This is a genomic window from Bacillus sp. KICET-1, from assembly GCF_027721405.1.
Lineage (GTDB): Bacteria > Bacillota > Bacilli > Bacillales > Bacillaceae > Bacillus > Bacillus velezensis.
Map to the genome: position 1 here is coordinate 2,043,774 of NZ_CP113515.1, position 26,808 is coordinate 2,070,581.

General features: G+C 45.4%; 25 protein-coding genes and 1 pseudogene. 23 read left to right on the plus strand and 3 right to left on the minus strand.

The features are described 5' to 3' along the window. Positions 1–60 precede the first annotated feature (60 nt). The 6 genes from OVA33_RS10550 (at position 61) to OVA33_RS10575 (ending at position 6,898) form a co-directional block, all read left to right on the plus strand. Positions 61–1,293: an NADP-dependent malic enzyme gene (locus tag OVA33_RS10550; protein WP_007613079.1), complete on the plus strand. Its 1,233-nt coding sequence runs from the start codon at positions 61–63 to the stop codon at positions 1,291–1,293. A gap of 328 nt (positions 1,294–1,621) precedes the next feature. Then, on the plus strand, positions 1,622–2,494 hold the full coding sequence (gene accD / locus OVA33_RS10555) for an acetyl-CoA carboxylase, carboxyltransferase subunit beta (RefSeq protein ID WP_071181928.1): 873 nt from the start codon (positions 1,622–1,624) through the stop codon (positions 2,492–2,494). After that, the gene (gene accA, locus OVA33_RS10560) at positions 2,479–3,456 is read left to right on the plus strand and encodes an acetyl-CoA carboxylase carboxyl transferase subunit alpha (protein WP_014418621.1); all 978 of its coding nucleotides are present in this window, start codon (positions 2,479–2,481) and stop codon (positions 3,454–3,456) included. Before accD ends, accA begins: the two co-directional genes overlap by 16 nt. A gap of 191 nt (positions 3,457–3,647) precedes the next feature. Then, complete coding sequence (gene pfkA, locus OVA33_RS10565) at positions 3,648–4,607, plus strand: 6-phosphofructokinase (protein ID WP_007408068.1); 960 nt, start codon at positions 3,648–3,650, stop codon at positions 4,605–4,607. A gap of 39 nt (positions 4,608–4,646) precedes the next feature. Beyond that, the gene (gene pyk, locus OVA33_RS10570) at positions 4,647–6,404 is read left to right on the plus strand and encodes a pyruvate kinase (RefSeq protein ID WP_031379141.1); all 1,758 of its coding nucleotides are present in this window, start codon (positions 4,647–4,649) and stop codon (positions 6,402–6,404) included. 110 nt (positions 6,405–6,514) lie between these two features. After that, entirely contained in the window at positions 6,515–6,898 is a 384-nt protein-coding gene (locus OVA33_RS10575; RefSeq protein ID WP_012118168.1) for an FxsA family protein, read from the plus strand. Between the two features lie 31 nt (positions 6,899–6,929). Here the strand turns inward: OVA33_RS10575 and ytvI are convergent, their stop codons facing one another. Next, complete coding sequence (gene ytvI / locus OVA33_RS10580) at positions 6,930–8,045, minus strand: sporulation integral membrane protein YtvI (RefSeq protein ID WP_021494434.1); 1,116 nt, start codon at positions 8,043–8,045, stop codon at positions 6,930–6,932. A gap of 97 nt (positions 8,046–8,142) precedes the next feature. Here ytvI and OVA33_RS10585 point away from each other — a divergent pair, with 97 nt between their 5' ends. The 16 genes and pseudogenes from OVA33_RS10585 (at position 8,143) to coaE (ending at position 23,951) form a co-directional block, all read left to right on the plus strand. Then, positions 8,143–8,607: a DUF441 domain-containing protein gene (locus tag OVA33_RS10585; protein WP_025649717.1), complete on the plus strand. Its 465-nt coding sequence runs from the start codon at positions 8,143–8,145 to the stop codon at positions 8,605–8,607. Between the two features lie 121 nt (positions 8,608–8,728). Continuing rightward, positions 8,729–8,858, plus strand: a pseudogene (locus OVA33_RS10590) (peptidoglycan-binding domain-containing protein); the annotation flags it as partial. A gap of 162 nt (positions 8,859–9,020) precedes the next feature. Further along, the gene (locus OVA33_RS10595) at positions 9,021–9,431 is read left to right on the plus strand and encodes a YjdF family protein (RefSeq protein ID WP_017418345.1); all 411 of its coding nucleotides are present in this window, start codon (positions 9,021–9,023) and stop codon (positions 9,429–9,431) included. A gap of 125 nt (positions 9,432–9,556) precedes the next feature. Further along, on the plus strand, positions 9,557–9,751 hold the full coding sequence (locus OVA33_RS10600) for a peptidoglycan-binding domain-containing protein (RefSeq protein ID WP_079891446.1): 195 nt from the start codon (positions 9,557–9,559) through the stop codon (positions 9,749–9,751). A 156-nt stretch (positions 9,752–9,907) separates the two neighbouring features. Beyond that, complete coding sequence (locus tag OVA33_RS10605) at positions 9,908–10,345, plus strand: hypothetical protein (protein WP_014418618.1); 438 nt, start codon at positions 9,908–9,910, stop codon at positions 10,343–10,345. 292 nt (positions 10,346–10,637) lie between these two features. Next, complete coding sequence (locus OVA33_RS10610) at positions 10,638–11,771, plus strand: Rap family tetratricopeptide repeat protein (protein WP_014418617.1); 1,134 nt, start codon at positions 10,638–10,640, stop codon at positions 11,769–11,771. After that, positions 11,761–11,913 (plus strand): hypothetical protein, encoded by a 153-nt coding sequence (locus OVA33_RS10615; protein WP_017418344.1) that lies wholly within the window; start codon positions 11,761–11,763, stop codon positions 11,911–11,913. Before OVA33_RS10610 ends, OVA33_RS10615 begins: the two co-directional genes overlap by 11 nt. A gap of 717 nt (positions 11,914–12,630) precedes the next feature. Beyond that, positions 12,631–13,749 carry a citrate synthase gene (citZ, locus tag OVA33_RS10620; protein ID WP_003152453.1) on the plus strand — a complete coding sequence of 373 codons (1,119 nt, stop codon included), beginning with the start codon at positions 12,631–12,633 and terminating at the stop codon, positions 13,747–13,749. A gap of 160 nt (positions 13,750–13,909) precedes the next feature. Continuing rightward, positions 13,910–15,181 (plus strand): NADP-dependent isocitrate dehydrogenase, encoded by a 1,272-nt coding sequence (gene icd / locus OVA33_RS10625; protein WP_014418616.1) that lies wholly within the window; start codon positions 13,910–13,912, stop codon positions 15,179–15,181. A gap of 45 nt (positions 15,182–15,226) precedes the next feature. After that, positions 15,227–16,165 carry a malate dehydrogenase gene (mdh, locus tag OVA33_RS10630; RefSeq protein WP_003152455.1) on the plus strand — a complete coding sequence of 313 codons (939 nt, stop codon included), beginning with the start codon at positions 15,227–15,229 and terminating at the stop codon, positions 16,163–16,165. A 215-nt stretch (positions 16,166–16,380) separates the two neighbouring features. Further along, complete coding sequence (locus OVA33_RS10635; protein WP_014418615.1) at positions 16,381–17,100, plus strand: response regulator transcription factor; 720 nt, start codon at positions 16,381–16,383, stop codon at positions 17,098–17,100. Continuing rightward, a complete protein-coding gene (pnpS, locus tag OVA33_RS10640; protein WP_014418614.1) occupies positions 17,093–18,832 on the plus strand; it encodes a two-component system histidine kinase PnpS in 1,740 nt (579 codons plus the stop codon). Before OVA33_RS10635 ends, pnpS begins: the two co-directional genes overlap by 8 nt. Positions 18,833–19,078: 246 nt before the next feature. After that, positions 19,079–21,718 (plus strand): DNA polymerase I, encoded by a 2,640-nt coding sequence (gene polA, locus OVA33_RS10645; RefSeq protein ID WP_063636775.1) that lies wholly within the window; start codon positions 19,079–19,081, stop codon positions 21,716–21,718. 24 nt (positions 21,719–21,742) lie between these two features. Further along, positions 21,743–22,573 (plus strand): DNA-formamidopyrimidine glycosylase, encoded by an 831-nt coding sequence (gene mutM / locus OVA33_RS10650; RefSeq protein ID WP_021494431.1) that lies wholly within the window; start codon positions 21,743–21,745, stop codon positions 22,571–22,573. A 136-nt stretch (positions 22,574–22,709) separates the two neighbouring features. Then, entirely contained in the window at positions 22,710–23,342 is a 633-nt protein-coding gene (gene ytaF / locus OVA33_RS10655; RefSeq protein WP_003152461.1) for a sporulation membrane protein YtaF, read from the plus strand. A gap of 15 nt (positions 23,343–23,357) precedes the next feature. Next, positions 23,358–23,951, plus strand: coding sequence for a dephospho-CoA kinase (gene coaE, locus OVA33_RS10660; protein WP_017418339.1), 594 nt, complete (start codon positions 23,358–23,360; stop codon positions 23,949–23,951). A 38-nt stretch (positions 23,952–23,989) separates the two neighbouring features. Here the strand turns inward: coaE and OVA33_RS10665 are convergent, their stop codons facing one another. Together OVA33_RS10665 and OVA33_RS10670 are read right to left on the minus strand one after the other, a co-directional pair. Next, positions 23,990–24,832: an aldo/keto reductase gene (locus OVA33_RS10665; RefSeq protein WP_025649716.1), complete on the minus strand. Its 843-nt coding sequence runs from the start codon at positions 24,830–24,832 to the stop codon at positions 23,990–23,992. A 58-nt stretch (positions 24,833–24,890) separates the two neighbouring features. After that, positions 24,891–26,090: an MFS transporter gene (locus tag OVA33_RS10670; protein ID WP_025649715.1), complete on the minus strand. Its 1,200-nt coding sequence runs from the start codon at positions 26,088–26,090 to the stop codon at positions 24,891–24,893. A 184-nt stretch (positions 26,091–26,274) separates the two neighbouring features. On the opposite strand from OVA33_RS10670, the gene OVA33_RS10675 reads away from it, so the two are divergent. Further along, the gene (locus OVA33_RS10675; RefSeq protein WP_003152469.1) at positions 26,275–26,661 is read left to right on the plus strand and encodes a winged helix-turn-helix transcriptional regulator; all 387 of its coding nucleotides are present in this window, start codon (positions 26,275–26,277) and stop codon (positions 26,659–26,661) included. The last annotated feature ends 147 nt before the right edge of the window (positions 26,662–26,808 follow it).

A 26,808-nucleotide genomic window follows, 5' to 3' on the forward strand; every position in this document is an offset into this window, starting at 1 on the left:
GCGATTGTACCAGTCTATGCGGCAGAATATGTAACAAAGTACTTAAAAGGAGTGTTTAGAATGTCATTAAGAGAAGAAGCGTTACATTTACACAAAGTAAATCAAGGAAAGCTGGAATCAAAAGCAAAGGTAGAAGTCAGAAACGCGGACGACTTAAGCCTTGCCTACTCTCCCGGAGTAGCTGAGCCTTGTAAAGAGATTTATGACGATAAAAATAAAGTATATGATTATACAATGAAGGGGAACATGGTAGCAGTCGTAACAGACGGATCAGCCGTTCTCGGTCTCGGTAATATCGGGCCTGAAGCTTCTCTTCCGGTCATGGAAGGGAAAGCGGTGCTGTTCAAAAGTTTCGCGGGCGTGGATGCATTCCCGATCGCGCTTGACACAAACGATGTGGACAAAATCATTGACACTGTGAAGCTGCTTGCACCGACATTCGGCGGTGTCAACCTTGAAGATATTGCGGCGCCGAACTGCTTCATTATCGAAGAGCGCCTGAAAAAAGAAACAAACATTCCGGTTTTCCACGATGATCAGCACGGCACTGCCATCGTAACCGTTGCCGGACTTGTAAACGCGCTGAAATTATCAGGAAAATCCATGTCATCCATTAAAGTTGTGGCAAACGGAGCGGGAGCCGCAGGCATCGCGATCATCAAGCTTCTTTACCATTTCGGCGTACGCGACATCGTAATGTGCGACTCTAAAGGGGCGATTTACGAAGGGCGTCCGGCCGGCATGAACGCAGTGAAAAACGAAGTGGCGAAGTTTACAAACCAAGACCGCAACGACGGTTCGCTGCAGGATGTCATTAAAGATGCAGACGTCTTTATCGGCGTATCAGTCGAAGGCGCGCTGACGAAAGAAATGGTGGAAAGCATGGCGAAAGATCCGATTATCTTCGCAATGGCCAACCCGAATCCGGAAATCATGCCTGAAGACGCGCGCGCAGCCGGCGCAAGCGTAATCGGAACAGGCCGTTCTGATTTCCCGAACCAGGTCAACAACGTTCTGGCATTCCCTGGAATTTTCCGCGGGGCGCTTGACGTTCGCGCGACTCACATCAACGAAGAAATGAAAATTGCTGCGGTTGAAGCGATTGCTTCCCTCGTTTCAGAGGAAGAATTAAGCGCTGATTATGTCATCCCGGCTCCATTTGACAAACGTGTGGCTCCTGCCGTTGCGAAAGCTGTTGCGAAAGCAGCGATGGAAACGGGCGTCGCCAGAATTACGGTCGATCCTGAGGAAGTGGCTGAAAAAACAAGACAGCTCACAGTCATCGGCGAATAATAACACAAAAATGAAATGGCAGCGCGTTGGAAAAAAACAACGCGCTGCTGTTCAATATACGGACTGCTGGCATTTTTTTAAGGGCAGGTCTTAAAAAAATTTCAGCAGAATCCTTATTTCTTTTGAAAACGCTGACAGATAAGGCTGAACAACGCTTTTCACGGTATGAAATCCGTCCGTTTCCGTCTGTTTTGCAGCAAAAAATGTCGAATGGAGGATGACACCGTTTGACAAAAAAAGTACAATAGTTTCGGTAAAGTTATTATTAAGTCTATCTAATCGGAAGACATGCAGTGAAGAGAACCCTTCACAAAAGGGAGGTAATCATTTGTTAAAGGATATATTCACAAAAAAGAAAAAATATGCTTCCGTGCCGTCTGAGCAGGCAAAACATGATGTTCCGGAAGGCATTATGACAAAGTGCCCCAAATGTAAAAAAATCATGCTCACAAAAGAGTTAGATAAAAACCTGCGCGTCTGCATGAACTGCGGGCACCATTTCCCGATGAATGCAAAGCAGCGCATTGAAAGCCTCCTGGATGAAGATTCATTCGAAGAATTCAACCAGGGAATGATATCTGAAAACCCGCTCGGTTTCCCGGGATACTTAGAAAAAATCGAAAAAGACCGTGAGAAAACATCGCTGAATGAAGCGGTGGTTACCGGAAAAGGAACCATCAGCGGATTCCCGGCCGTGATCGCGATCATGGATTCAACATTCCGAATGGGCAGCATGGGTTCGGTTGTCGGCGAAAAAATCACGCTTGCAATTGAAAAAGCAAAAGAGGAAAAAGTCCCGTTTATCATCTTTACCGCTTCCGGCGGCGCACGTATGCAGGAGGGGGTCTTAAGCCTTATGCAAATGGCCAAGACAAGCTCTGCATTAAAACTGTTCAGTGAGGAGCAGGGACTGATTATTTCTGTCATGACCCATCCGACGACAGGCGGTGTATCAGCCAGTTTCGCGTCTCTCGGTGATTATAATTTCGCTGAACCGGGCGCCTTGATCGGATTTGCCGGAAGACGTATTATTGAACAGACGATCGGGGAAAAACTGCCGGAAGATTTCCAGACGGCGGAATTTTTATTAAAGCACGGCCAGCTTGATGCGGTGATTCACCGAAACGACATGAAAGACAAACTCGCATTTCTGCTGGACATGCACCAAACAGGAGGTGAGCATGAGTGGCTGCAAGATTAGAATTTGAAAAACCAGTGATTGAACTGCAGACGAAAATCGCCGAACTGAAAAAATTCACCCAGGATTCGGAGATGGATTTAAGCGCTGAAATCGCAAGGCTTGAAGACCGGCTAAGCAAGCTCCAGGATGAGATTTATAAAAACCTGAAGCCGTGGGACAGAGTGCAGATCGCACGCCTTCCCGACCGGCCGACGACGCTTGATTACATTCAATACCTGTTTACCGACTTTTTTGAGTGCCACGGAGACAGAACATACGGAGACGATGCTGCGATTGTCGGCGGAGTCGCCAAATATCACGGCATGCCGGTCACCGTCATCGGTCATCAGCGCGGAAAAGACACGAAAGAAAACCTCGTCCGCAATTTCGGAATGCCTCACCCTGAGGGCTACCGCAAAGCGCTTCGTCTCATGAAGCAGGCGGATAAGTTCAACCGCCCGATTATCTGCTTCATCGACACGAAGGGAGCGTACCCGGGTAAAGCGGCGGAGGAACGGGGACAAAGTGAAGCCATCGCCAAGAACCTGTTCGAGATGGCCGGCCTGACAGTGCCTGTCGTTTGTATCGTCATCGGGGAAGGCGGCAGCGGAGGCGCGCTTGCATTAGGTGTGGGCAACCGCATGCTGATGCTTGAGAACTCGACGTATTCCGTTATTTCTCCTGAAGGAGCCGCGTCCATTTTGTGGAAAGACTCCAGCCTTGCGAAAAAAGCGGCCGAAACCATGAAGATTACTGCGCCCGATTTATTAGAATTAGGAATTATTGATGATATGATTAAAGAAGTGAAGGGCGGAGCTCACCATGATATCAAGCAGCAGGCGGGCTACATTGACGGTATTCTTAAAGAAACGTTAAAATCTCTTCTTCAAATGAACGCCGAAGAATTGATCTCACAGCGCTATGAAAAATATAAAGCAATCGGGAAAGTTTCGGTTGAAGATCAATATATCGGGGTAAACTGAATAGACGTGAAGCCTATGGCTCACGTTTATTTTTTGTGATTTTTGTGATATTCCTTAAATTTTATTTAAAAACAATTTATTTAATTGTATAATAGGTAAGGTTTCATGGGAGCTCAGGCGTCCCTTTTCATTGTTTTAGGGCAATGATCATGATATGTTTAACATATATATGTTGCTGAGGTGAATAGGAAATGAAGCGTATAGGAGTTTTAACGAGCGGCGGGGATTCCCCGGGTATGAACGCTGCGGTGCGCGCGGTTGTGCGGAAAGCTATCTACCACGACGTCGAAGTGTACGGAATTTATAACGGTTATTCAGGATTAATCAGCGGAAAAATAGAGAAACTGGAGCTGGGTTCGGTCGGTGACATCATCCACCGCGGCGGAACAAAGCTGTACACGGCCAGATGTCCTGAATTCAAAACAGTTGAAGGCCGTGAAAAAGGAATCGAAAATTTAAAGAAACTCGGCATTGAAGGTCTTGTCGTCATCGGCGGAGACGGTTCATACATGGGTGCGAAAAAATTAACGGAACACGGGTTTCCGTGTGTAGGTGTACCGGGTACGATAGATAATGACATCCCGGGAACTGATTTTACGATCGGATTTGATACGGCGTTAAACACCGTAATTGATGCGATTGATAAAATCCGTGACACCGCTACGTCTCATGAGCGTACATACGTTATTGAAGTGATGGGGCGCCATGCGGGCGACATTGCTTTATGGGCAGGTCTTGCAGGCGGAGCGGAATCAATTTTAATTCCTGAAGCGGACTACGATATGCAGGAAATTATCGGCCGTTTGAAGAGAGGGCACGACCGCGGCAAAAAACACAGTATCATCATCGTTGCAGAAGGGGTAGGCAGCGGGGTTGAATTCGGAAAACGCATCGAAGAAGAAACGAACCTTGAAACACGGGTATCCGTTTTAGGGCACATCCAGCGCGGCGGATCTCCAAGCGCTTCTGACCGGGTTCTTGCAAGCCGCCTCGGCGCTTACGCGGTTGAGCTTCTGCTTAAAGGAAAAGGCGGACGCTGCGTAGGTATACAAAACAACAAGCTTGTAGACCATGATATTATAGAAATTTTAGAATCAAAACATACTGTTGAACCAAACATGTATCAGCTTTCAAAAGAACTGTCTATTTAAGGCGGAAGAAGCTGAAGATTTCAGAAGGAAGTGAACGAGTTGAAAAAAACAAAAATCGTTTGTACAATCGGTCCGGCCAGTGAAAGTGTAGAAATGCTGACAAAATTGATGGAAGCGGGTATGAACGTTGCTCGTCTGAATTTTTCACACGGTGATTTCGAAGAGCACGGCGCAAGAATCAAAAACATCAGAGAAGCAAGCAAAAAGCTCGGCAAAAACGTGGGGATTCTCCTCGATACGAAAGGTCCGGAAATCCGCACGCACGATATGGAAAACGGCGCGCTTGAGCTTCAGGCGGGAAATGAAATTATCGTTTCTACGAAACAGGTGCTGGGAACGCTTGAAAAATTCTCAGTTTCTTATGAAGGCCTGGCAGACGACGTGTCAGCAGGGTCTATCATCCTGTTGGATGACGGTTTAATCGGATTGGAAGTGCTGGAATCAAATCCGGAAAAACACGAAATCAAAACAAAAATCTTAAACAGCGGCACGCTGAAAAATAAAAAAGGCGTAAACGTTCCCGGCGTCAGCGTCAACCTTCCCGGAATTACTGAAAAAGACGCCAAAGACATCGTATTCGGTATCGAGCAAGGCGTTGATTTCATCGCTGCGTCATTTGTACGCCGTTCTACGGATGTCCTGGAAATCCGCGAACTGCTTGAAGAGCATAACGCGTCTGACATTCAAATCATCCCTAAAATTGAGAACCAGGAAGGCGTAGACAATCTGGATGCGATTCTGGAAGTATCTGACGGTTTAATGGTAGCGCGCGGAGACCTCGGCGTAGAGATTCCGGCTGAAGAAGTGCCGCTCGTGCAAAAAGAAATGATCAAAAAATGCAACGCGCTCGGCAAACCGGTTATTACTGCGACACAAATGCTTGACAGCATGCAGCGCAACCCTCGTCCGACACGCGCTGAAGCAAGTGACGTTGCCAACGCCATTTTCGACGGCACAGACGCTATCATGCTTTCCGGTGAGACGGCTGCGGGACAATATCCTGTCGAGGCGGTTCAAACAATGTTTAACATCGCCACACGTACGGAAGAATCTCTGAACTACAAAGAAATTCTGTCTAAACGCAGAGATCAGGTCGGCATGACGATTACCGATGCGATCGGCCAATCAGTTGCGCACACGGCGATCAATCTGAGTGCGGCAGCTATCGTTACCCCTACAGAAAGCGGCCATACGGCGCGTATGATCGCGAAATACCGTCCGCAGGCTCCGATTGTAGCCGTTACGGTTAATGAGTCTGTATCACGCAAACTCGGCCTTGTATTCGGTGTATTCCCGGCAAGCGGCCAAAACGCGAATTCAACCGATGAAATGCTTGAAGACGCGGTTCAAAAATCACTTGACAGCGGCATCGTGAAACGCGGTGATCTAATTGTCATTACAGCAGGTTCTGTCGGTGAATCAGGCACGACGAATCTGATGAAAGTCCACACTGTCGGCAGCATTATCGCGAAAGGGCAAGGCATCGGACGCAAATCTGCATTCGGTCCGGTCGTTGTTGCAAAAAATGCGAAAGAAGCTGAACAAAAAATGACAGACGGCGCAGTATTGGTTGCTTCAAGCACTGACCGCGACATGATCGCTTCACTTGAAAAAGCATCAGCGCTCATCACTGAAGAAGGCGGTCTGACAAGCCATGCAGCCGTTGTCGGTTTAAGCTTGGGCATTCCGGTTATCGTCGGTCTGGAGAACGCAACTTCAGTTTTAACAGAAGGACAGGTTATCACAGTTGACGCTGCCCGCGGCGCTGTGTATGAAGGCCGCGCAAGCGTTCTTTAAACAGCTTTAAAAAAGAGAGGGGGGTTCTCCCTTCTCTTTTGTCTTTAGGCTGATTTTCCTATTCCCATGCGGGCGGTGACACGCTTTTAGAAGGGCGGGAGGGCAGAAAAATGAGAGTGTTATTCTTACTGTTTATCGTGTGTCCGGCAATTGAAATCGGCTTGTTTCTGCTGGCGGGAAAATGGCTCGGTATTTTTCCGACCTTCCTTCTCATCATTTTGACAGGCGTGTTAGGCGCCTTGGTGGCAAAAAGACAGGGAACCGATGTGTATCATCGGGTGATGCGCGACCTGCAGCACGGCAAAATGCCGGGGGAAGCGCTTCTTGACGGAATATGCGTCTTTTTCGGAGGCCTGCTTTTGATGCTTCCGGGTTTTCTGTCCGATATTGCAGGGGCCTGTCTTCTGATTCCGTTCACTCGGAACCGCATGAAGCCGCTTTTGTTCAAATGGCTGAGAGGAATGTCAAAAAACAAGCGGATCATTATCAAATAAAAACGGCAGCCTTCTTACAGGGCTGCTGTTTTTATTTGGACTGAACAGTAATATAGGCCCATATTTCTTTTAAAGCGCCCGTTGTGATAAAGGCCTGAATGAAAACGAGCAGGGCGGGCCCCGCAGCCAGTCCTAAAATTCCGAACAGTTTAAAGCCGGCAAACAGGGCGATTAAGGTCGCAAGCGGATCAAGTCCGATTGACTTGCTTAAAATTTTCGGCTCCGTCAGCTGGCGCTGAATGAGAACCACAATATATAAAATACCGAGACCGATCGCTTGAGGAAGCTGACCGGCAATGGCCAAATACATAATCCAGGGAACAAAGACCGACCCGGCGCCGAGATACGGGAGCAGATCAACCAGGCCGATAAAAAAGGCGATGGTTGCCGCATGCTCAATCCCTAAAAGAAAAAGTCCGATAAAGACAATGATCATCGTGAAAAGGATGAGCACGGCCTGCGCCTTAATGAAACCTGCCATCGCTTTTTTCAGCTCTCCCGATACGGCCTTGGCGTTTGCCGAAACCCGTTCCGGAAGAATGGAATAAAGCAGCGCCTTCAGCTTATGCCAGTCCTTTGTCATAAAAAAAGTCGCCAGCATTGCAAAAATGAAGACGGCAGCTGTATTGGGAAGGAAGGCAATCCATTTCGGCACCAGCTCCAAAAGATGTGAAAGCATCAGCCCCGCATTTTTAGCGGCTGTATCACCGAGGGTCTGAATATGCGTCACAATGGATGCCTGCTGATTGGTTTCCAGTCCGTTAAATAAGACGGTCAGCTCGTGGTACAATGGCTGAATGCGGGAAGTGAACAGCTCTTCGCAATACGTCATAAAGGCGCTGATATGAGGAGGGAGCGTTTTGGCCAGATAGGCGGTTCCCGAAATGATTTCCGCAACGAGAAATGTCGCCGCGCCAAGAAGAATAAGCAAAAAGAAGACCAGTACAATGACTGTATTGACTGACCGGGGCATCCCCGTCAGTTTGTCCAGCCAGTCAACTACGGGAATGATCGCTGATGACAGAATAAGGGCGATCAGAAACGGATAAGTTAACGGAAATGAGGCGTAACCGGCCGCTAAAGCGCCGCCGGCCGCAGCGAGTACAAACAGCGCGCGGAAAAAAACAGTTGCATAGTGCGGATTCACATCGATCCTCCTCTCGGTCGGCACGTCCTATTACATTAGTTTATTCGTCAAAAAAAAGGATATGAATACAGATATGATGAAAGAAGGTGCTTTCAGGATGTTTACACAGGCGAATTTATTTTTACTATTATTGCTGGCCATCGCATTGGTAGCCAAAAATCAGTCATTGCTTTTTGCCGTCGGCTTTCTCATTGTGATAAAAGCTGTCGGTCTTGATCAGAAACTATTTCCGGTTATTCAGTCAAAAGGCATCAACTGGGGGGTCACCGTCATTACAATCGCCGTTTTAGTGCCGATTGCCACAGGTGATATCGGTTTTAAACAGCTCGCAGAAGCGATGAAATCATATTATGCGTGGATCGCTCTCGGTGCCGGGATCGCGGTTGCCTTAATCGCCAAAAACGGTCTCACCTTATTGGAAAACGACCCTCATATTACAACGGCGCTGGTCATCGGCACGATACTTGCCGTCGCGCTTTTCGGAGGCGTCGCCGTCGGCCCGTTAATCGGCGCCGGAATCGCCTACTTGGCCATGCAAATCGTTAAAATATTCACTTCGTAAAGTAAAAAAGCGGCGTATAGCTGCTTTTTTTTGTGGAGAAAATTAGAGTTTGCACTTGCGCATTTTGCAGTTCAGACAAATGCCATTTGCATTATTCCGATGAATGGAGTGGCTTACCATGAACTTCGGAATCGACGGTGCATACGGCATGAATACAGCGATTGCAGTAATTCCAATTGATGAATGGATTAAAAGCTGATGGAATTTATGGGCCTGATACCAAAACAAAACTTGAAGTGTTGTTAAAATAAGCGGAGACCCTTTCCTCCAATTTGAAAGTTTGTTAAATTTATAATGAGAATGAAAAAACACAATTCGGTTGGTAGTCCGGATGCATGATTTAAAATGTCAGTAACCTTCCCCTCCTCGGGATGTCCATCATTCTTCAGTAAATTTAGGAGGAGGGAATCGTTATGAAATTAACGGTTTACTACGATGGTCAGTTTTGGGTAGGAGTCATTGAAGTTGTGAATGATGGGAAATTAAGAGCAATTCGTCATTTGTTTGGACAAGAGCCAAAGGATTCAGAAATAATGCATTTTGTTAATAATCAACTTTTACCGACTCTCTCCCACACTGAACAAGAAGGGGTTTGTGTTAAAGCAAAATCTAAGAAATTAAACCCAAAAAGATTGCAACGACAAGCTTCTAAAGAGATGAAAAATATCGGGATATCAACTAAGGCACAAAAAGCGATAAAACAGGAGCTTGAAGCAAGAAAAGAAAAGAAAAAACAACTGAATAGAAAACAAAGAGAAAAAATAAAGGAACAAAAATATTTAATCAGAAAACAAAAAGCAAAAGAAAAGCATAGGGGCAAATAGTCGGAGAACCCGATGAAGCCCTTCGATTGAAAAGTTGAGCGGCATCAGTTAGTTTCTTCGGACTGATTTAGAGAAAAAGAAGTAGAAGTCAGAGCCCTTCTCGAGATGAGGAGGGTTTTTCTGCAATTTATTTAAATTCACTTACATCAGTAAATGAGTCAGTTTCAATTGATGAACGGTTTGATGAGGATATTTACGGCCCGAAAACAGCAAATGCAGTCAAACGATTCCAGTCCATGTACGGCGTGACTGCTGGCGGCATTCATGGGCCAAAGACAAAGATGAAAATCAGCGTTAAAGAAATAGGGAAAATTAGATAAAGAACGAAAAAAATTTCTAAATATAGTTGGATTGATATATTATTGAACCCTGCATATGTGATAACAATAGCAGCTTTAAATAGGTGTAACAGGAGGTAGATTACTAAAGAATCTAAGGTTAGTATTTGGGTTTTAATATTTGATTAGGGGGAAAGAATGCTATCACTTAATAGAGCTTTAAAATTACGTGATTTAGAAGTTTTTCGTGTGCTGAAAGATGGTAACATTTTATCTTACGTAATAATTGAAGATACTCGAAAGCCATTTACAGAAGAAGACAAAAAATTAGAACCATTATGTTATATGGACGAAGAAGATATTAATGCGATTTTAAATGTTTTTAAGATTTCAATTGTTAATGATGAAAAATTAAATGAAGATAATTCAATTTTTATAAGATCTTACTTTTCTGAATTTGTTAATCATACAAATTTAACGAATTTTATTATTAAAGAATATGTTCAAAAGGATTTATATAATTACGATGATGAAGATGACATCATTTTCTTTAATAGAATTTTACGTAGTATAGGATCAGATTATGTTATCAAAGAATTTGACGATATAAATTGGATTTATTTATCTCAAGATTGATTTCTTATTTAGATTTTAAAGGAGTACAGAAGATAATTTCTGTACTCCTTTTTAAGGCAAAAAATAGACTTCTAGTTTCTCTTTATAGCATAAATACAATTGACGAAAATCGTAAGTTCAGCACCCGCAAGGGGTGTATACAAGTGCTTTATTATCATGGATGTTCTATTTCCAAAATCGCTATCATTTTTTGTTATTTTCGGTTAATTAGGAAAATTGCGGTATTTTTTCGTTTACAGAAAATAAGAAATTAGTGGAAAATAAATCAAAAGAGGAGGAGGGGAATGAATGCATGGACCAGGTATTACCGTCTTCACATGTAGGCGTTAAAATTAACGAGTGGTACAAGATGATTCGTCAATTTAGTGTGCCAGACGCGGAAATTTTAAAAGCCGAAGTGGAACACGAAATAAAAGAAATGGAAGAAGACGAATATTTACTTATTTATTACTCTCTCATGACTTTTCGTCATCAACTTATGCTAGATTATTTAAACCCAGAAATAAAGTATAGGACTGATAGGCCAACCACCACAGAACTACTTGAGAAGATTGAGAAACCACAAAAAACACTTACCGGCCTCTTAAAATATTACTCACATTTTTTTCGCGGAATGTACGAATTTGATCAGAAGCAGTATGTAGAAGCAATTAATTTTTATCGTAAAGCAGAGATGGAAATTCATCATGTCTCTGATGAAATAGAACAAGCTGAGTTTCATTTTAAGTTGGCAGAGGCTTATTATAATATGAAACAAACGCACGTATCCATGCATCATATTCTAAAAGCGTTAGAAATTTATGATCGAAACCCGCTTTATACCGTCCGAAAAATTCAAAGTTTATTTGTAATTGTGGGTAATTATCTTGATTTTAAACATTACGAAAAAGGATTACAGCATCTTGAGGAAGCCTTGAAGCTTTCGCAAGAATTTGGTCATAAAAGGTTGATTTCCTCTGCTCTTTATAATTTGGGTGAAAGTTATCACTACATGGGACAAGAAGAAAAGGCCGAAGCGTATTTGAGACAAGCAATTGTGATTGGTGAAGAAATGAAATTGAGAACTCTGCCCCATTCATATTATTCACTTTCCATAGTATTATTTAAGCAAAAGAAAACAGCCGCGGCAGGCCAAGCTTTAAAAGAAGGTTTAAAAACAGCAGTAAAATATGACGACAATTTGTTTTGCTTATTAACAGAGTTTTTATATGTTTTATTTGCTGAACCGATTAACAAAGACAGCCTTGTAGAAATTTTAAGTAAGCTTGAAAATATTCATATGTATTCGTATGTCGAAGAGTTGACACTTTTAACAGCAAACTTTTTCAAAGGAATGAAGGACTTTGAAATGGCTACAATTTTTTATGATAAGATGGTGGAGTCTCAACTTCAAATACAGCGGGGGGATTGTTTGTATGAATATTAAAAAAGCAATTTGTTTCTCTGTCTCTGCTTTCGCTATTACGTTCGGTGTAATTGCTTTTGTAGGAAACACGACTCATCTTCATCATAATGCAGCCAAAACTGATAATGAGGTAATACAACTAGCTGCGCGACTGCAAACATGATTTAAAAGATGTGGCCTTTTTAGGGCTGCATCTTTTTTTGTCATGCATTTTCGATTTTTCTCTTTTTAGGCGGGGCTGCGGCTGCTGCATTACAAGCATGGTAACAGGTTATGTTACAAGGGTGATATTCGTTTGAAGTCCGCATAAAAATACAAAAGGATCGTTATATACACAAAAGCGAAATACGAAGTAACAACAAAGATATATATAAGAAAATTTGAGCCAACTAAAACCAAGACATGGATTTCTGAAGCTGATCCGAACATTGATTCAGTCGAGTAAACAAATTAACCCCCTTCTCCGGTAAAGAAGGGGGTTAAACTTGCGGTGAAGTTGTCGCGCCTGTCCTTTTAAAGTCTCCTCCAAAACTCCCCCAAATGAAAACATGAGAATACATGGTTTTACAAAGCGCCTGAAAGCAAACGATTAAATTTATCAACGAAAAGCCTTGATATATAAGGCTTTTAAAACATTTTTAGTTAAAAGTCTACAAATTAATCAGATTATTGTTTATAATAAGAATAGGCTTAAACTTAAATAAGCTTATAAGAATTTGTTATGTTCCTCTATAAGCGTACTGGTTATGTAATCGCAACCATTGAAATGTAAGCATTTTCTTAAAGGGGAAAGGGATTGTTTGCATGACTCATTTTAAGTAAGCCGTATGTTTTATATACTCTTTAAAGGGGAATTTTGATTGAAAAGGAGAGGTTGAATATGACAGCAACACGCGGTCTTGAAGGGGTTGTAGCAACAACATCATCTGTAAGCTCTATTATCGACGATACCCTTACATATGTAGGGTACGATATTGACGACTTGACAGAGAATGCAAGTTTTGAAGAAATCATTTATTTGCTGTGGCATCTGCGCCTGCCGAATAAAACGGAACTTGCTGAACTGAAAAAACAGCTTGCGAAAGAAGCTGCCGTTCCACAAGAAATCATTGAGCACTTCAAATCCTATCCCCTCAATAACGTACATCCAATGGCTGCGCTCCGGACGGCGATTTCATTACTCGGTCTGACTGACAGTGAAGCCGATGTCATGAATCCGGAAGCGAACTACAGAAAAGCCATCCGTCTGCAGGCGAAAGTGCCGGGCATTGTCGCCGCTTTCTCAAGAATCCGCAAAGGACTTGATCCTGTTGAACCGAAGGAAGAGTATGGAATCGCGGAGAACTTCCTTTACACCTTAAACGGTGAAGAGCCTTCTCCGATCGAAGTGGAAGCGTTTAACAAAGCGCTCATTCTTCATGCGGATCACGAGCTGAATGCATCAACATTTACGGCGAGAGTATGTGTCGCCACCTTATCTGATATTTACTCAGGCATCACTGCCGCCATCGGCGCTTTAAAAGGACCGCTTCACGGCGGAGCCAATGAAGCCGTCATGAAAATGCTGACAGAAATCGGCGAAGTGGAAAACGCCGAGCCTTATATCCGCAGCAAAATGGAGAAAAAGGAAAAAGTAATGGGGTTCGGACACCGTGTGTATAAGCATGGAGACCCGCGCGCCAAACACTTAAAAGAAATGAGCAAACGCCTGACGAATCTGACGGGTGAAAGCAAATGGTACGAGATGTCAATCCGTGTCGAAGAAATCGTAACGTCGGAGAAAAAACTCCCGCCTAACGTTGATTTCTATTCCGCATCTGTATACCACAGTCTCGGCATTGATCACGATCTGTTCACGCCGATCTTTGCGGTCAGCAGAATGTCAGGATGGATCGCCCATATTCTTGAACAGTACGATAACAACCGCCTCATCCGCCCGCGCGCTGATTACACGGGTCCGGATAAGCAGACTTTTGTTCCGATTGATGAAAGAGCCTGATCAAACGGGAGGCTGGTGATTTTCATGTCGTTAGCCTCTTGTTAATCAAGCCCGGATTGGTTTACAATTTTGATAGAATCTTGAGAAAAGTCATTTTATTTTCTATACAAGAAAAATAAAATGTTTTCTAAATATGAATTACATACTGGGAGGTAATATTGTGTCACAAGGTGAAAAAATTACAGTCTCTAATGGAGTATTAAACGTACCAAATAATCCGATTATCCCGTTTATTGAAGGCGACGGCACAGGCCCTGATATTTGGAACGCCGCTTCTAAAGTATTGGAAGCCGCTGTTGAAAAAGCATATAAAGGCGAGAAAAAAATCACGTGGAAAGAAGTTTATGCCGGTGAAAAGGCTTATAATAAAACAGGTGAGTGGCTTCCTGCCAAAACGCTGGAAGACATCAGAGAGTACTTCATCGCCATCAAAGGTCCTCTGACGACACCGGTCGGCGGCGGTATCCGTTCTCTGAACGTGGCGCTGAGACAGGAGCTTGATTTGTTTACGTGCCTGCGCCCTGTCAGATATTTCACGGGAGTGCCTTCTCCGGTCAAACGTCCTGAAGATACGGATATGGTCATTTTCCGCGAGAATACGGAAGATATTTACGCCGGAATTGAGTATGCGAAAGGTTCTGAAGAGGTTGAAAAGCTGATCAGCTTCCTGCAAAATGAAATGGGTGTTAACAAAATCCGTTTCCCTGAAACGTCAGGAATCGGCATCAAACCTGTTTCTGAAGAAGGCACAAGCCGCTTAGTCAGAGCTGCCATTGAGTATGCGATCGAAAACGGCCGTAAGTCTGTCACGCTTGTCCACAAAGGAAACATCATGAAGTTCACTGAAGGGGCATTTAAAAACTGGGGCTACGAGCTTGCCGAAAGAGAATACGGAGATAAAGTATTCACTTGGGCTGAATATGACCGCATTGTCGAAAAAGACGGAAAAGAAGCGGCTGATAAAGCGCAGAGCGACGCGGAAGCGGCAGGAAAAATCATCGTCAAAGACAGCATCGCTGATATTTTCCTTCAGCAGATCTTGACCCGTCCGAGCGAATTCGACGTCGTGGCGACTATGAACTTAAACGGAGACTATATCTCTGATGCGCTTGCCGCTCAGGTAGGCGGAATCGGAATCGCGCCGGGAGCGAACATCAACTATGAAACAGGCCATGCGATTTTCGAAGCGACTCACGGAACGGCTCCTAAATATGCCGGCCTTGACAAAGTCAACCCGTCATCCGTCATCCTTTCAGGAGTGCTTCTTCTTGAACACCTGAACTGGAATGAGGCTGCTGACTTGATCATTAAATCTATGGAAAAAACGATTGCTTCAAAAGTAGTAACGTACGATTTTGCTAGATTAATGGACGGTGCAACTGAAGTGAAATGTTCAGAGTTTGGTGAAGAGCTAATCAAAAACATGGACTGAACCTAAAGCAGACTTCTAATGAAGCCAAAAAAGGAGAAGAGAATCATGGGAAAAACACGCAGTAAAGTTTCTGTTATCGGAGCAGGATTTACGGGAGCGACAACAGCCTTTCTTACAGCTCAAAAAGAGCTTGCAGACGTTGTGCTCGTTGATATTCCGCAATTAGAAAACCCGACAAAAGGAAAAGCGCTAGACATGCTCGAAGCAAGTCCGGTTCAAGGATTTGACGCGAAAATCACAGGCACGTCCAACTACGAGGACACAGCCGGTTCTGATATCGTCGTCATCACAGCCGGAATTGCGAGAAAACCAGGCATGAGCCGTGATGATCTCGTATCTACAAACGAAAAAATCATGAGAAGCGTCACACGTGAGATAGTGAAATATTCTCCTGACTGCATTATCGTTGTATTGACAAACCCTGTTGATGCGATGACATATGCGGTGTACAAAGAATCAGGCTTCCCGAAAGAACGCGTCATCGGACAATCCGGAGTGCTTGACACTGCGCGATTCAGAACATTCGTCGCTGAAGAATTAAACCTGTCTGTAAAAGATGTGACCGGTTTTGTTCTTGGCGGACACGGTGACGACATGGTTCCTCTCGTCCGTTATTCCTATGCGGGCGGCATTCCGCTTGAAACGCTTATCCCGAAAGACCGTCTTGATGCGATTGTAGAACGCACAAGAAAAGGCGGCGGGGAAATCGTCAACCTTCTCGGCAACGGAAGCGCCTACTATGCGCCTGCTGCATCACTGACTGAAATGGTAGAAGCCATTTTGAAAGATCAGCGCCGCGTGCTTCCGACCATCGCTTACTTAGAAGGCGAATACGGTCATGAAGGCATTTACTTAGGCGTACCGACGATTATCGGAGGAAACGGCCTAGAGCAAATCATCGAGCTTGAACTGACAGACTATGAAAAAGCGCAGCTGAGTAAATCAGTTGAATCTGTCAAAAACGTGATGAAAGTATTGTCATAAGAAAAAAGGGAAGGCTTCCGAATCAGAAGCCTTCCTCTTTTTACAATTAATGAAAGCGTTTTCTTTTTCCCTGAGCGATCCTTTCTCTGAAAATGATCAAAAAGGCGAATTGTCTGAACGGGCAGTATTGGATAAAATGAAATCATAAAGTGATATGCAGCACATAAAATAGAGAAAATTGGATGTCGGGGAAAATAGACAGCGGAGGGCGCAGCATGAACAAAAAAATTTTAGTTGTAGATGATGAACAATCTATCGTTACTCTTTTACAGTATAATCTGGAACGGTCCGGCTATGATGTCATCACCGCATCAGACGGCGAAGAGGCTCTGGAGCAGGCAGAGAATGAAAATCCGGATTTAATCGTACTGGATGTCATGCTGCCGAAAGTGGACGGAATCGACGTCTGTAAACAGCTCAGACAGCAGAAAATGATGGTTCCGATCTTGATGCTGACAGCAAAAGATGAGGAGTTTGATAAAGTGCTGGGACTGGAGCTCGGAGCGGATGATTACATGACAAAGCCGTTCAGTCCGCGGGAAGTCACTGCGCGGGTGAAAGCCATTTTAAGAAGGGCTGACATTTCTTCGCTGTCACAAGGCAGAGAAGAGGAAAAGGACGGGCAGATCCTCATCGGCGAGCTGAAAATTCTTCCGGAGCATTACGAAGCGTACTTTAAGTCAGAACAGCTGGAACTGACGCCTAAAGAATTTGAACTGCTTCTGTATTTGGGAAAACATAAGGGAAGAGTGCTGACGAGAGATCTTCTGCTGAGCGCGGTCTGGAACTATGATTTTGCCGGGGATACCCGGATTGTTGACGTTCATATCAGCCATCTGCGCGACAAAATCGAATCAAATACCAAAAAACCCATCTATATTAAAACAATCAGAGGTTTGGGGTATAAACTGGAGGAGCCAAAAATGAATGAATAAAGTCCGTGTGCGTCTGTTCGCTTTACTCGTTGTATGTATCATATTGGTTTTCAGTGTTCTCGGCCTTTTTTTACAGCAGCTTATTTCTTCATCCGCTGAAGAAAGAACGGCGGATCAGCTGAAAAAGGAATCGGTATACATAGCGGGCCTTCTTGACACCGGCCGAATTGGCAATAAAAGCAATGAAACGGTAATCCGTGATGCCGGCCGCACCCTCGGTATAAACGTCGCCGTGCTCAACGAGAAGGGTGACGCCGTATATCATTCCGGCAGTCATGCTGATGATTCAGCCGTAAAGGAGTTCATTTCTCACAATAAAAGTGAGGAAGCCGTACAGTCGAAAAGCAAAGTCATCCGCGGCACTGCCGTAAAAAATGACGCCGGGAAAATTGCGGGGTATGTACTCGTTTCCTCTGAGATCAACGGCGGTTCAAGCGTTGCCGGAGAAATGTGGGGCATGCTGGCAGCAAGTCTTTGTACCGCTTTTATCATTATCGTTTTCTTTTATACAAACATGACGTCCCGTTACAAAAAATCCATCGACGCCGCGACAAAGGTGGCGACGGAGCTGTCCAAAGGGAATTATGACGCCCGCTCCTACAGCGGTTACGCAAGGCGGTCGGACCGTCTCGGGCGTGCGATGAACAGCCTGGCGGTCGATTTAATGGAAATGACGAGAACGCAGGATATGCAGCGCGATCGTCTGTTAACCGTCATTGAAAATATCGGATCCGGTTTGATTTTAATAGACGGGAGAGGTTTTATCAATCTCGTGAACCGATCATACACGAAGCAGTTTCATACAAAGCCTGAACGTCTGCTTCGGCGTCTTTACCATGATGCGTTTGAACATGAGGAGATCATTCGGCTTGTCGAAGACATTTTTATGACCGAGACGAAAAAATGCCAGCTGCTCAGACTTCCCATCAATATTGAGCGGCGCTACTTTGAAGTTGACGGCGTTCCGATCATGGGCCCTGACGATGAATGGAAGGGCATCGTCCTCGTCTTTCACGATATGACGGAAATTAAAAAATTGGAGCAGATGAGAAAGGACTTCGTCGCCAATGTCTCCCATGAACTGAAAACACCGATCACCTCCATTAAAGGCTTTACGGAAACACTGTTAGACGGAGCGATGAAAGACGAAAAGGCGCTTTCAGACTTTCTGTCTATCATTCTGAAAGAAAGTGAGCGGCTCCAATCTCTCGTGCAGGATTTATTGGATTTATCCAAGATGGAGCAGCAAAACTTTACGATGCGTGTAGAGTCCTTTGACGCCGCAAAAATTCTGCATGAAATTGAGGCGCTTTTGCGGCATAAGGCTGCGGAAAAAGGCATCAGCTTTCAGCTCGATCTCCCGGAAGAGCCGATTTTTGTGACGGGTGATGCGCACAGGCTGAAGCAGGTATTTTTGAATCTGGCGAACAATGCCCTGACCTACACGCCTGAAAAAGGGACGGTGGGGATTTCGGTACATGTGAAAGAAACCGTTGTCGATATCAAAGTGTCCGATACGGGAATCGGCATTCAGAAGGAAGAGATCCCGCGGATATTTGAGAGATTCTACCGCGTGGATAAAGACAGAAGCCGCAACTCGGGAGGAACCGGGCTCGGCCTCGCCATCGTAAAGCACTTAATAGAAGCCCATGAAGGTAAAATCGAGGTCACAAGCGAGCCGGGACAGGGGACTGTATTTACCGTGACGCTGAAGCGGCAGCCGGAAGCGTGATCAGCTTTACAAAGGATTAACAATTTCTTCATGGCCTGTTAAACCTATCTTGTTAGGATATAACAGAACCCCTTCATCCAAGGAGCCAATTTTGACGGCGGGAACGTGTTTTCTTGTTCCCGTCCTTTTTTGCGTTTTCACGGGGTTCGCTCATTTTCCTTTCAAATTGAACTTTGTTAAAATAAGAGAAGCTGTGAGATTTAAAAATAGAGGAATGACGAGCTTTTGCTCTTAGGAGGATATTGAATGACGGAACGAAAAAAATTAGTGCTTGTCGACGGAAACAGTCTGGCATACCGGGCGTTTTTTGCATTGCCGCTTTTAAGCAATGAAAAAGGCATCCATACAAATGCCGTATACGGGTTTGCGATGATTTTAATGAAGATGCTGGAAGATGAAAAGCCGACCCACATGCTGGTGGCTTTTGATGCGGGAAAAACCACTTTCCGCCACAGCACGTTTAAAGAATATAAAGGCGGAAGACAAAAAACGCCGCCGGAGCTTTCAGAACAGATGCCGTTCATCCGTGAGCTCCTTGATGCCTACAAAATCAGCCGCTACGAGCTTCCTGAATATGAAGCGGACGATATTATCGGCACCCTTGCCGTATCTGCTGAAAAAGAAGGCTTCGAAGTAAAGGTAGTTTCGGGGGACAAGGACTTAACCCAGCTTGCAACCGGGAAAACGACCGTTGCCATTACGAGAAAAGGCATTACCGACGTGGAAGATTACACGCCGGAGCACGTGCAGGAAAAGTACGGTCTGACCCCTTTGCAAATCATTGATATGAAGGGATTAATGGGGGATTCATCCGATAATATACCGGGCGTCCCCGGCGTCGGAGAAAAAACCGCGATTAAGCTCTTAAAGCAGTTCCATTCGGTTGAGAAACTGCTTGATTCCATTGATGAAGTCAGCGGAAAAAAATTAAAAGAAAAGCTTGAAGAATACAAGGAACAAGCCCTGATGAGCAAAGAGCTGGCGACGATTATGACAAATGCGCCGATTGAAGTCAAGCCCGAAGATTTAGATTACCAAGGGTTTGACCGTGAACAAGTTGTTGCCATTTTTAAAGACCTCGGTTTTAATATGCTTCTTGAGCGGCTCGGTGAAGAAAGCGGCGAAACGGCGGAAGAAAATTTTGAAGACATCAATGTCGAAACGGCAGAAGAAATCACCGAAGATATGCTCGTTTCGCCGTCCGCTTTGGTCGTCGAACAAATCGGTGATAACTATCACGAAGAACCGATCCTCGGCTTTTCCATCGTGAATGAAACAGGTCTTTATTATATTCCGAAAGAAATCGCCATTCAGTCTCAAGCTTTTAAATCTTGGGCTGAAGATGAATCGATGAAAAAGTGGGTGTTCGACAGCAAACGTTCCGTCGTCGCTTTGCGCTGGCAGGGAATTGAGCTGAAGGGAACGGAATTTGACGCGCTTCTTGCTGCCTACATTATAAACCCGGGCAACTCGTACGACGATGTCGCGAGCGTAGCGAAAGAATACGGGCTGAATATCGTTTCAAAAGATGAAGCGGTATACGGAAAAGGCGCAAAGCGCGCCGTTCCGGCTGAAAAAGAGCTTGCCGATCATCTCGCGCGGAAAGCGTCTGCCGTTAACAGCCTCCGTGACAAACTGCTGCACGCGCTGGAAGAAAATAATCAGCTTGAATTATATGAAGATCTCGAACTCCCGCTTGCGCTTATTCTCGGAGAAATGGAATCAATGGGCGTCAAAGTGGACGTTGAAAGACTGAAGCGAATGGGCGAAGAGCTTAAGGCGAAGCTGAAAGAATATGAAGAAAAAATCCATGACATCGCCGGTGAACCGTTTAACATCAATTCACCAAAACAGCTCGGCGTCATTCTGTTTGAAAAGCTCGGCCTGCCGCCAGTAAAGAAAACAAAAACAGGCTATTCCACTTCAGCCGATGTCCTGGAAAAGCTCGCAGACAAACATGATATCGTCGCTTACATTCTGCAATACAGACAAATCGGCAAGCTTCAATCGACTTATATAGAAGGGCTGCTGAAAGTCACGCGCAAGGATTCTCATAAGGTGCATACACGGTTCAATCAGGCGTTGACTCAAACCGGACGCCTCAGCTCAACGGATCCGAACCTGCAAAATATTCCGATCCGGCTGGAGGAAGGGCGGAAAATCCGTCAGGCTTTCGTACCGTCCGAACCGGATTGGCTTATTTTCGCCGCCGATTATTCACAAATTGAATTAAGGGTGCTTGCGCATATTTCAAAAGATGAAAATCTGATCGAAGCGTTTACGAATGACATGGACATTCACACAAAAACCGCCATGGACGTGTTTCATGTCAGTGAAGATGAAGTGACACAAGCGATGCGCCGCCAGGCAAAGGCCGTCAATTTCGGCATTGTTTACGGCATCAGTGATTACGGGCTGTCACAAAACCTCGGCATCACCCGGAAAGAAGCGGGCGCTTTTATTGACCGCTATTTGGAGAGCTTCCCGGGCGTCAAGGCGTATATGGAAGAGTCGGTGCAGGAAGCGAAGCAAAAAGGATATGTCACGACACTTATGCAGCGCCGCCGCTATATTCCTGAGCTGACCAGCCGCAACTTCAACCTGCGGAGCTTTGCGGAACGGACGGCCATGAATACGCCGATTCAGGGAAGCGCCGCCGATATTATTAAAAAAGCCATGATTGACATGGCAGCTGAGCTGAAAGAAAAAAACCTGAAGGCGCGATTGCTGCTTCAGGTGCACGATGAATTGATTTTTGAAGCGCCTAAGGAAGAAATTGAAATATTAGAGAAGCTGGTTCCTGAAGTGATGGAGCATGCTTTGGCATTAGACGTGCCGCTGAAGGCGGATTATGCTTCAGGGCCGTCTTGGTACGATGCAAAATAAACAGAGAAAAAGGAAGTGATGATTGTGCCGGAATTACCAGAAGTTGAAACGGTCCGGCGCACTCTGACCGGTCTTGTGAAGGGGAAAACGATTGAATCGGCGGATATCAGATGGCCGAATATCATCAAAAAACCCGCCGAGCCGGAGGAATTCGCGCGGCAGATTGCAGGAGAAACGATCCGATCCATCGGAAGAAGAGGAAAGTTTTTGCTTTTCCATCTGGATCATTATGTCATGGTGTCCCACCTGCGGATGGAGGGGAAATACGGTCTTCATCAGGCCGATGAGCCTGACGATAAACATGTGCACGTCGTGTTTCACATGACGGACGGAACACAGCTCCGCTACCGGGATGTCCGGAAATTCGGCACGATGCATTTGTTTGCGCCGGGAGAGGAACAAAATGCATTACCGCTTTCACAGCTCGGGCCCGAACCCGATGATGAAGCATTTACCGCTGCTTATTTAAAAGAGCGGCTTGCAAAAACGAACCGCGCGGTGAAAACTGCCCTGCTCGACCAAAAAGCGGTCGTCGGCCTCGGCAATATTTATGTCGATGAAGCTTTATTCCGGGCGCGGATTCATCCTGAGACAAAAGCGAACAGTCTGTCAGACGGGCAGATAAAAACGCTTCATACAGAAATTAAAGACACCCTTCAGGAAGCGATTGACGCGGGCGGGAGCACCGTCCGGTCTTATATCAATTCTCAAGGGGAAATCGGAATGTTTCAGCTCAAACATTACGTATACGGCAAAAAGGATGAGCCGTGCAAGTCGTGCGGCACGATGATTTCTAAAATCGTGGTCGGCGGAAGAGGGACGCATTTTTGCGCCCGCTGCCAAAAAAAATCATAAACTGAAGCTGTTCAAGCAGGCGGCAGCAGAATGAATTTTTTCTAACACAGTTGATGACCTTTCTCCATATATATATTGTGATTCACCCAATAGGCATATGTCACAATTGCCGATCAAGAGAAAGGGAGAAACGGATATGGAGATTGTTTCTTTGCTGCTTTTGGCTTTTGCTGTCAGCTTGGACAGTTTTTCAGTCGGGTTTACGTATGGTTTGAGAAAAATGAAAATCCCGTTCAAAGCGATTGCCGTGATCGCTTGCTGTTCAGCCTCTGTGATGTTTATATCCATGCTGATCGGCCATTTTCTGACAAAGATTTTTCCCGTATCCGTCACGGAAAAACTGGGCGGGCTGATCTTAATCGGAATCGGGGCATGGGTCATCTGGCAATTTTTTAAACCGGCTAAAGAGCCGGATTACTTATTGCATGAAAAAACGCTACTTAATCTTGAAGTGAAATCGCTCGGCATCGTGATTCACATTTTGAAAAAACCGACCAGCGCCGATATTGATCAATCCGGAACCATTAACGGAGTCGAGGCGCTTCTGCTCGGTATCGCCTTATCCATTGACGCGTTTGGCGCCGGGCTGGGAGCGGCCATTCTCGGCTTTTCTCCGGTTATGATGAGCGTGACTGTCGGGCTGATGAGCTCGCTGTTTGTTTCACTCGGCATAAACGCGGGGCATTTGCTCTCAAGATGGAATTGGATAGATAAAATGACATTTTTGCCGGGAGTCCTGCTGATTATCATCGGGATTTGGAAAATGTAAGAAGGAGTGGGCTTTTTGAGCTTGGTCATCGGTTTAACGGGAGGCATCGCAAGCGGCAAAAGCACGGTAGCGCGTATGCTGATCGACAAAAAAATAACAGTCATTGATGCGGATGTCATCGCAAAACAGGCGGTGGAAAAAGGAATGCCGGCTTACGGACAAATTGTGGAGGCATTCGGAAAAGACATCCTGCTGGAAAATGGCGATATTGACAGAAAAAAACTCGGTTCTATCGTTTTTACTGACGAACAGAAGCGTCTGAAGCTGAATCAGATCGTTCATCCGGCGGTGCGTGCGGAAATGCTGAAACAGCGGGATGAAGCCGTTGCGCGAAAAGAGCAGTTCGTCGTTTTGGATATACCGCTTTTGTATGAAAGCGGGCTTGATTATCTTGTCGGCAAGGTGCTCGTCGTCACCGTACCGGCAGACATTCAGCTCAAACGGCTGATGGAGCGGAATTCCCTTACAGAAGAAGAAGCGATGAGCCGGATAACGTCGCAAATGCCTTTAGCGGACAAAACAAAAAAAGCTGACGCCGTCATTGATAACAGCGGCAGTCTTGAACATACAAAGCACCAGCTTGAGGAAGTATTGAGCGGCTGGGCATAAACAAACACCGTTCGGAAAGCCGAACGGTGTTTTTCTGGTTAAAAATCAAAATTGTCAGGGTCAGGACCGACACGGAGATTTTCGTTCAGATCATCAATCCGCTTCATATCGTCAGCTGACAGTTCGAATTCAAAGACATTTGCATTTTCTTCAATACGGTGTTTTTTAGTTGATTTCGGAATGGTGATAACACCGTTTTGCAAATCCCAGCGCAAAATCACTTGAGCGGCTGATTTGCCGTACTCCTCAGCGATCTCTTGTAAGACGGGGTGATCAAGCAGCTGCCCTTGCATCAATGGCGACCACGCTTCAAGCTGAATGCCTTGTTCAGTGCAGAAAGCAAGCAGTTCTTTCTGTGTCAGACGCGGATGGTACTCCACCTGGTTGATCATCGGCTTGGTTTCCGTTTCTTTCATGAGATGTTTCAGATGGTGAATTTGGAAATTGCTGACCCCGATCGCCTTAATGCGTCCATCCCGGTAGAGGGTTTCGAGCGCCCGCCACGCATCGATGTACTTTCCTTCGACAGGCCAATGGATCAAATATAAATCCAAATAATCTAAACCGAGTTTTTCTAAGCTTGTGTCAAACGCTTTTAACGTTTCTTCATATCCTAAATCGGCATTCCATACTTTTGACGTGACAAAAATGTCTTCACGTTTTAATCCCGCTTCTTGCAGCCCTTGGCGGATGCCTTCGCCGACACCTTCTTCATTTCCGTAAATCGCGGCGGTATCGACGCTGCGATAGCCGTGCACCAATGCCGTTTTCACCGCGTTGACGAGTTCCGCGCCTTCCTTTACTTTGAAAACTCCGATGCCGAACCAAGGCATCTCTACTCCGTTATGCAATGTTGCTTTTGCTTGTAAATGTGTTGTCATGTATATATTCCTCCTATTAGTTGTCTGTTGAAACAATCAAAATGCGCTGAAGAAAAACTCACCTCCTTTCAAGGGCAGTGCGATCCCGCTTTTCAAGCTTCCTGCTCCATCCGGTTAATACGACCGCGCTGAGCACCATCAGCGCCCCGATCCAAGCGGTATGAATGATTCCGATTGAGTCTGTAATGATTCCGCCGGCAAACGAGCCGATCGCGATTCCGGCATTAAATGCCGCGATATTTAAGGCTGATGCTGTATCAACGGCGCTCGGCGCAAAACGTTCACTCAGCATCACGACATATACCTGAAGCCCCGGCACATTCATAAACGCCAACAGCCCCATGAAAATAATGGTGATCAGCCCGGCTGTTTTAAATGGCGCGGTAAAAGTCAGAACAAACAGCACAGCAGCCTGGACAATGAACATATAAAACAAGGCTTTCAGCGGATTCCGGTTTGATAAACGGCCGCCAATCATGTTTCCGATGGCAATCGCAATTCCGTAAATGAGCAGGATGGCCGCGACAGTTTCTTTCTGAAAACCGGTTACCTCCTGAAGAAGCGGAGATAAATACGTAAACACGACAAACGTTCCGCCGTAGCCTAACGCGGTAATAATAAATAAAAGCAATAACCGGCAGTTTGTGACGAGTTTGACCTGCTCGGAAAATGCGGTTTTCGTCCCTTTGCGCAAATGTGACGGAACGAGAAGCGCGTTTGTGAGGAATGCAATGATTCCTACCGCCACAATGACGGCAAATGCGATTCTCCATCCGAATTGCTGGCCGAGATAGGTGCCGAACGGAACACCGGTCACCGTAGCCACCGTCAGCCCCGTGAACATGATGGAAATCGCGCTTGCTCTTTTATGCTCCGGCACGATATTGGCGGCGATTGTTGCTCCGATTGACATGAAAATGCCGTGGGAAAACGCCGAAATGACCCGTGCCGCCAGTAAGGCGCCGATTGAGGAAGCGCTCGCTGCGAGTGTATTTCCGGCGATGAAAATTAACATCACCCAGAGCAGCAGCGTTTTCCGTGACATGCCGGATGTGAGAGATGTTAAAACCGGCGCGCCGAATGTCACGCCCAGAGCATACATGGAAACGGTAAGCCCCGCCGTTGTCACAGGTATATGCAGATCTTGAGATATAAGCGGCAGCAGCCCGACGCTGATAAATTCGGTTGTGCCGATCGCAAAAGCGCTGACGGCTAATGCCAGCAGCGCTGGTAAATAGCTTTGGCGATGTGAAGACATCTGTTTTCCTCCTTGAACGATAATGTATGGTTGAAATGATGCCGGGTAAACGATATAAGTATAAGAGTACATTCCTTTTCAGCCGGCAAATGTCATTATGATCGATAGAAGTGTCATTGAAAAGAACGTACTTTTAAGTGCCATAGGCACTTTTTAGTTCCTATAGATGAGGAGGAATTACCGTTTGCTGAAGAAAAAATACAATATATCCGTAGAAGCGGCGCTTGAGGTGATCGGAGGAAAATGGAAGTGTGTGATCCTCTGCCACCTCATGCGCGGGAAAAAACGGACAAGCGAATTGAAGCGGCTTATGCCGGACATCACCCAGAAGATGCTGACACAGCAATTGCGGGAGCTGGAAGCTGACGGCGTCATCAACCGGATCGTGTACAATCAGGTGCCGCCGAAAGTGGAATACGAGCTGAGTGAATACGGGCACAGTCTGGAAAGAATTTTAAACGCGCTGTGCGACTGGGGCGCGATGCATATCGCGAAACGGTACGGCGAGGTGTCTTCCGTTTTAGAGGACAGCATTTTAAATGACAAATTCAAAGAACCGGGACAAATATAAGAAAAAAGCAGGCAGCCTGAGACGCTGATCCTGCTTTTTTTATGGAAGAAAGATCATTTTATATGCAAAAAAACCGATTGAACAACATATTGATCGGTATAAGGGTGGATTTTTATCAAGTTGTACTGGCGGATTTCTTTTAATGTG

Excerpts from the sequence above, each read along its gene's own strand:
- OVA33_RS10575 (WP_012118168.1), top strand. The coding sequence starts at position 6,515 with ATGAGAGTGTTATTCTTACTGTTTATCGTGTGTCCGGCAATTGAAATC.
- ytaF (WP_003152461.1), top strand. The coding sequence starts at position 22,710 with ATGGAGATTGTTTCTTTGCTGCTTTTGGCTTTTGCTGTCAGCTTGGAC.
- polA (WP_063636775.1), top strand. The coding sequence starts at position 19,079 with ATGACGGAACGAAAAAAATTAGTGCTTGTCGACGGAAACAGTCTGGCA.
- OVA33_RS10610 (WP_014418617.1), top strand. The coding sequence starts at position 10,638 with ATGGACCAGGTATTACCGTCTTCACATGTAGGCGTTAAAATTAACGAG.
- citZ (WP_003152453.1), top strand. The coding sequence starts at position 12,631 with ATGACAGCAACACGCGGTCTTGAAGGGGTTGTAGCAACAACATCATCT.
- OVA33_RS10635 (WP_014418615.1), top strand. The coding sequence starts at position 16,381 with ATGAACAAAAAAATTTTAGTTGTAGATGATGAACAATCTATCGTTACT.
- OVA33_RS10585 (WP_025649717.1), top strand. The coding sequence starts at position 8,143 with ATGTTTACACAGGCGAATTTATTTTTACTATTATTGCTGGCCATCGCA.
- OVA33_RS10550 (WP_007613079.1), top strand. The coding sequence starts at position 61 with ATGTCATTAAGAGAAGAAGCGTTACATTTACACAAAGTAAATCAAGGA.
- OVA33_RS10615 (WP_017418344.1), top strand. The coding sequence starts at position 11,761 with ATGAATATTAAAAAAGCAATTTGTTTCTCTGTCTCTGCTTTCGCTATT.
- OVA33_RS10605 (WP_014418618.1), top strand. The coding sequence starts at position 9,908 with ATGCTATCACTTAATAGAGCTTTAAAATTACGTGATTTAGAAGTTTTT.
- OVA33_RS10595 (WP_017418345.1), top strand. The coding sequence starts at position 9,021 with ATGAAATTAACGGTTTACTACGATGGTCAGTTTTGGGTAGGAGTCATT.
- pfkA (WP_007408068.1), top strand. The coding sequence starts at position 3,648 with ATGAAGCGTATAGGAGTTTTAACGAGCGGCGGGGATTCCCCGGGTATG.
- pnpS (WP_014418614.1), top strand. The coding sequence starts at position 17,093 with ATGAATAAAGTCCGTGTGCGTCTGTTCGCTTTACTCGTTGTATGTATC.
- mdh (WP_003152455.1), top strand. The coding sequence starts at position 15,227 with ATGGGAAAAACACGCAGTAAAGTTTCTGTTATCGGAGCAGGATTTACG.
- OVA33_RS10665 (WP_025649716.1), bottom strand. The coding sequence starts at position 24,832 with ATGACAACACATTTACAAGCAAAAGCAACATTGCATAACGGAGTAGAG.
- OVA33_RS10670 (WP_025649715.1), bottom strand. The coding sequence starts at position 26,090 with ATGTCTTCACATCGCCAAAGCTATTTACCAGCGCTGCTGGCATTAGCC.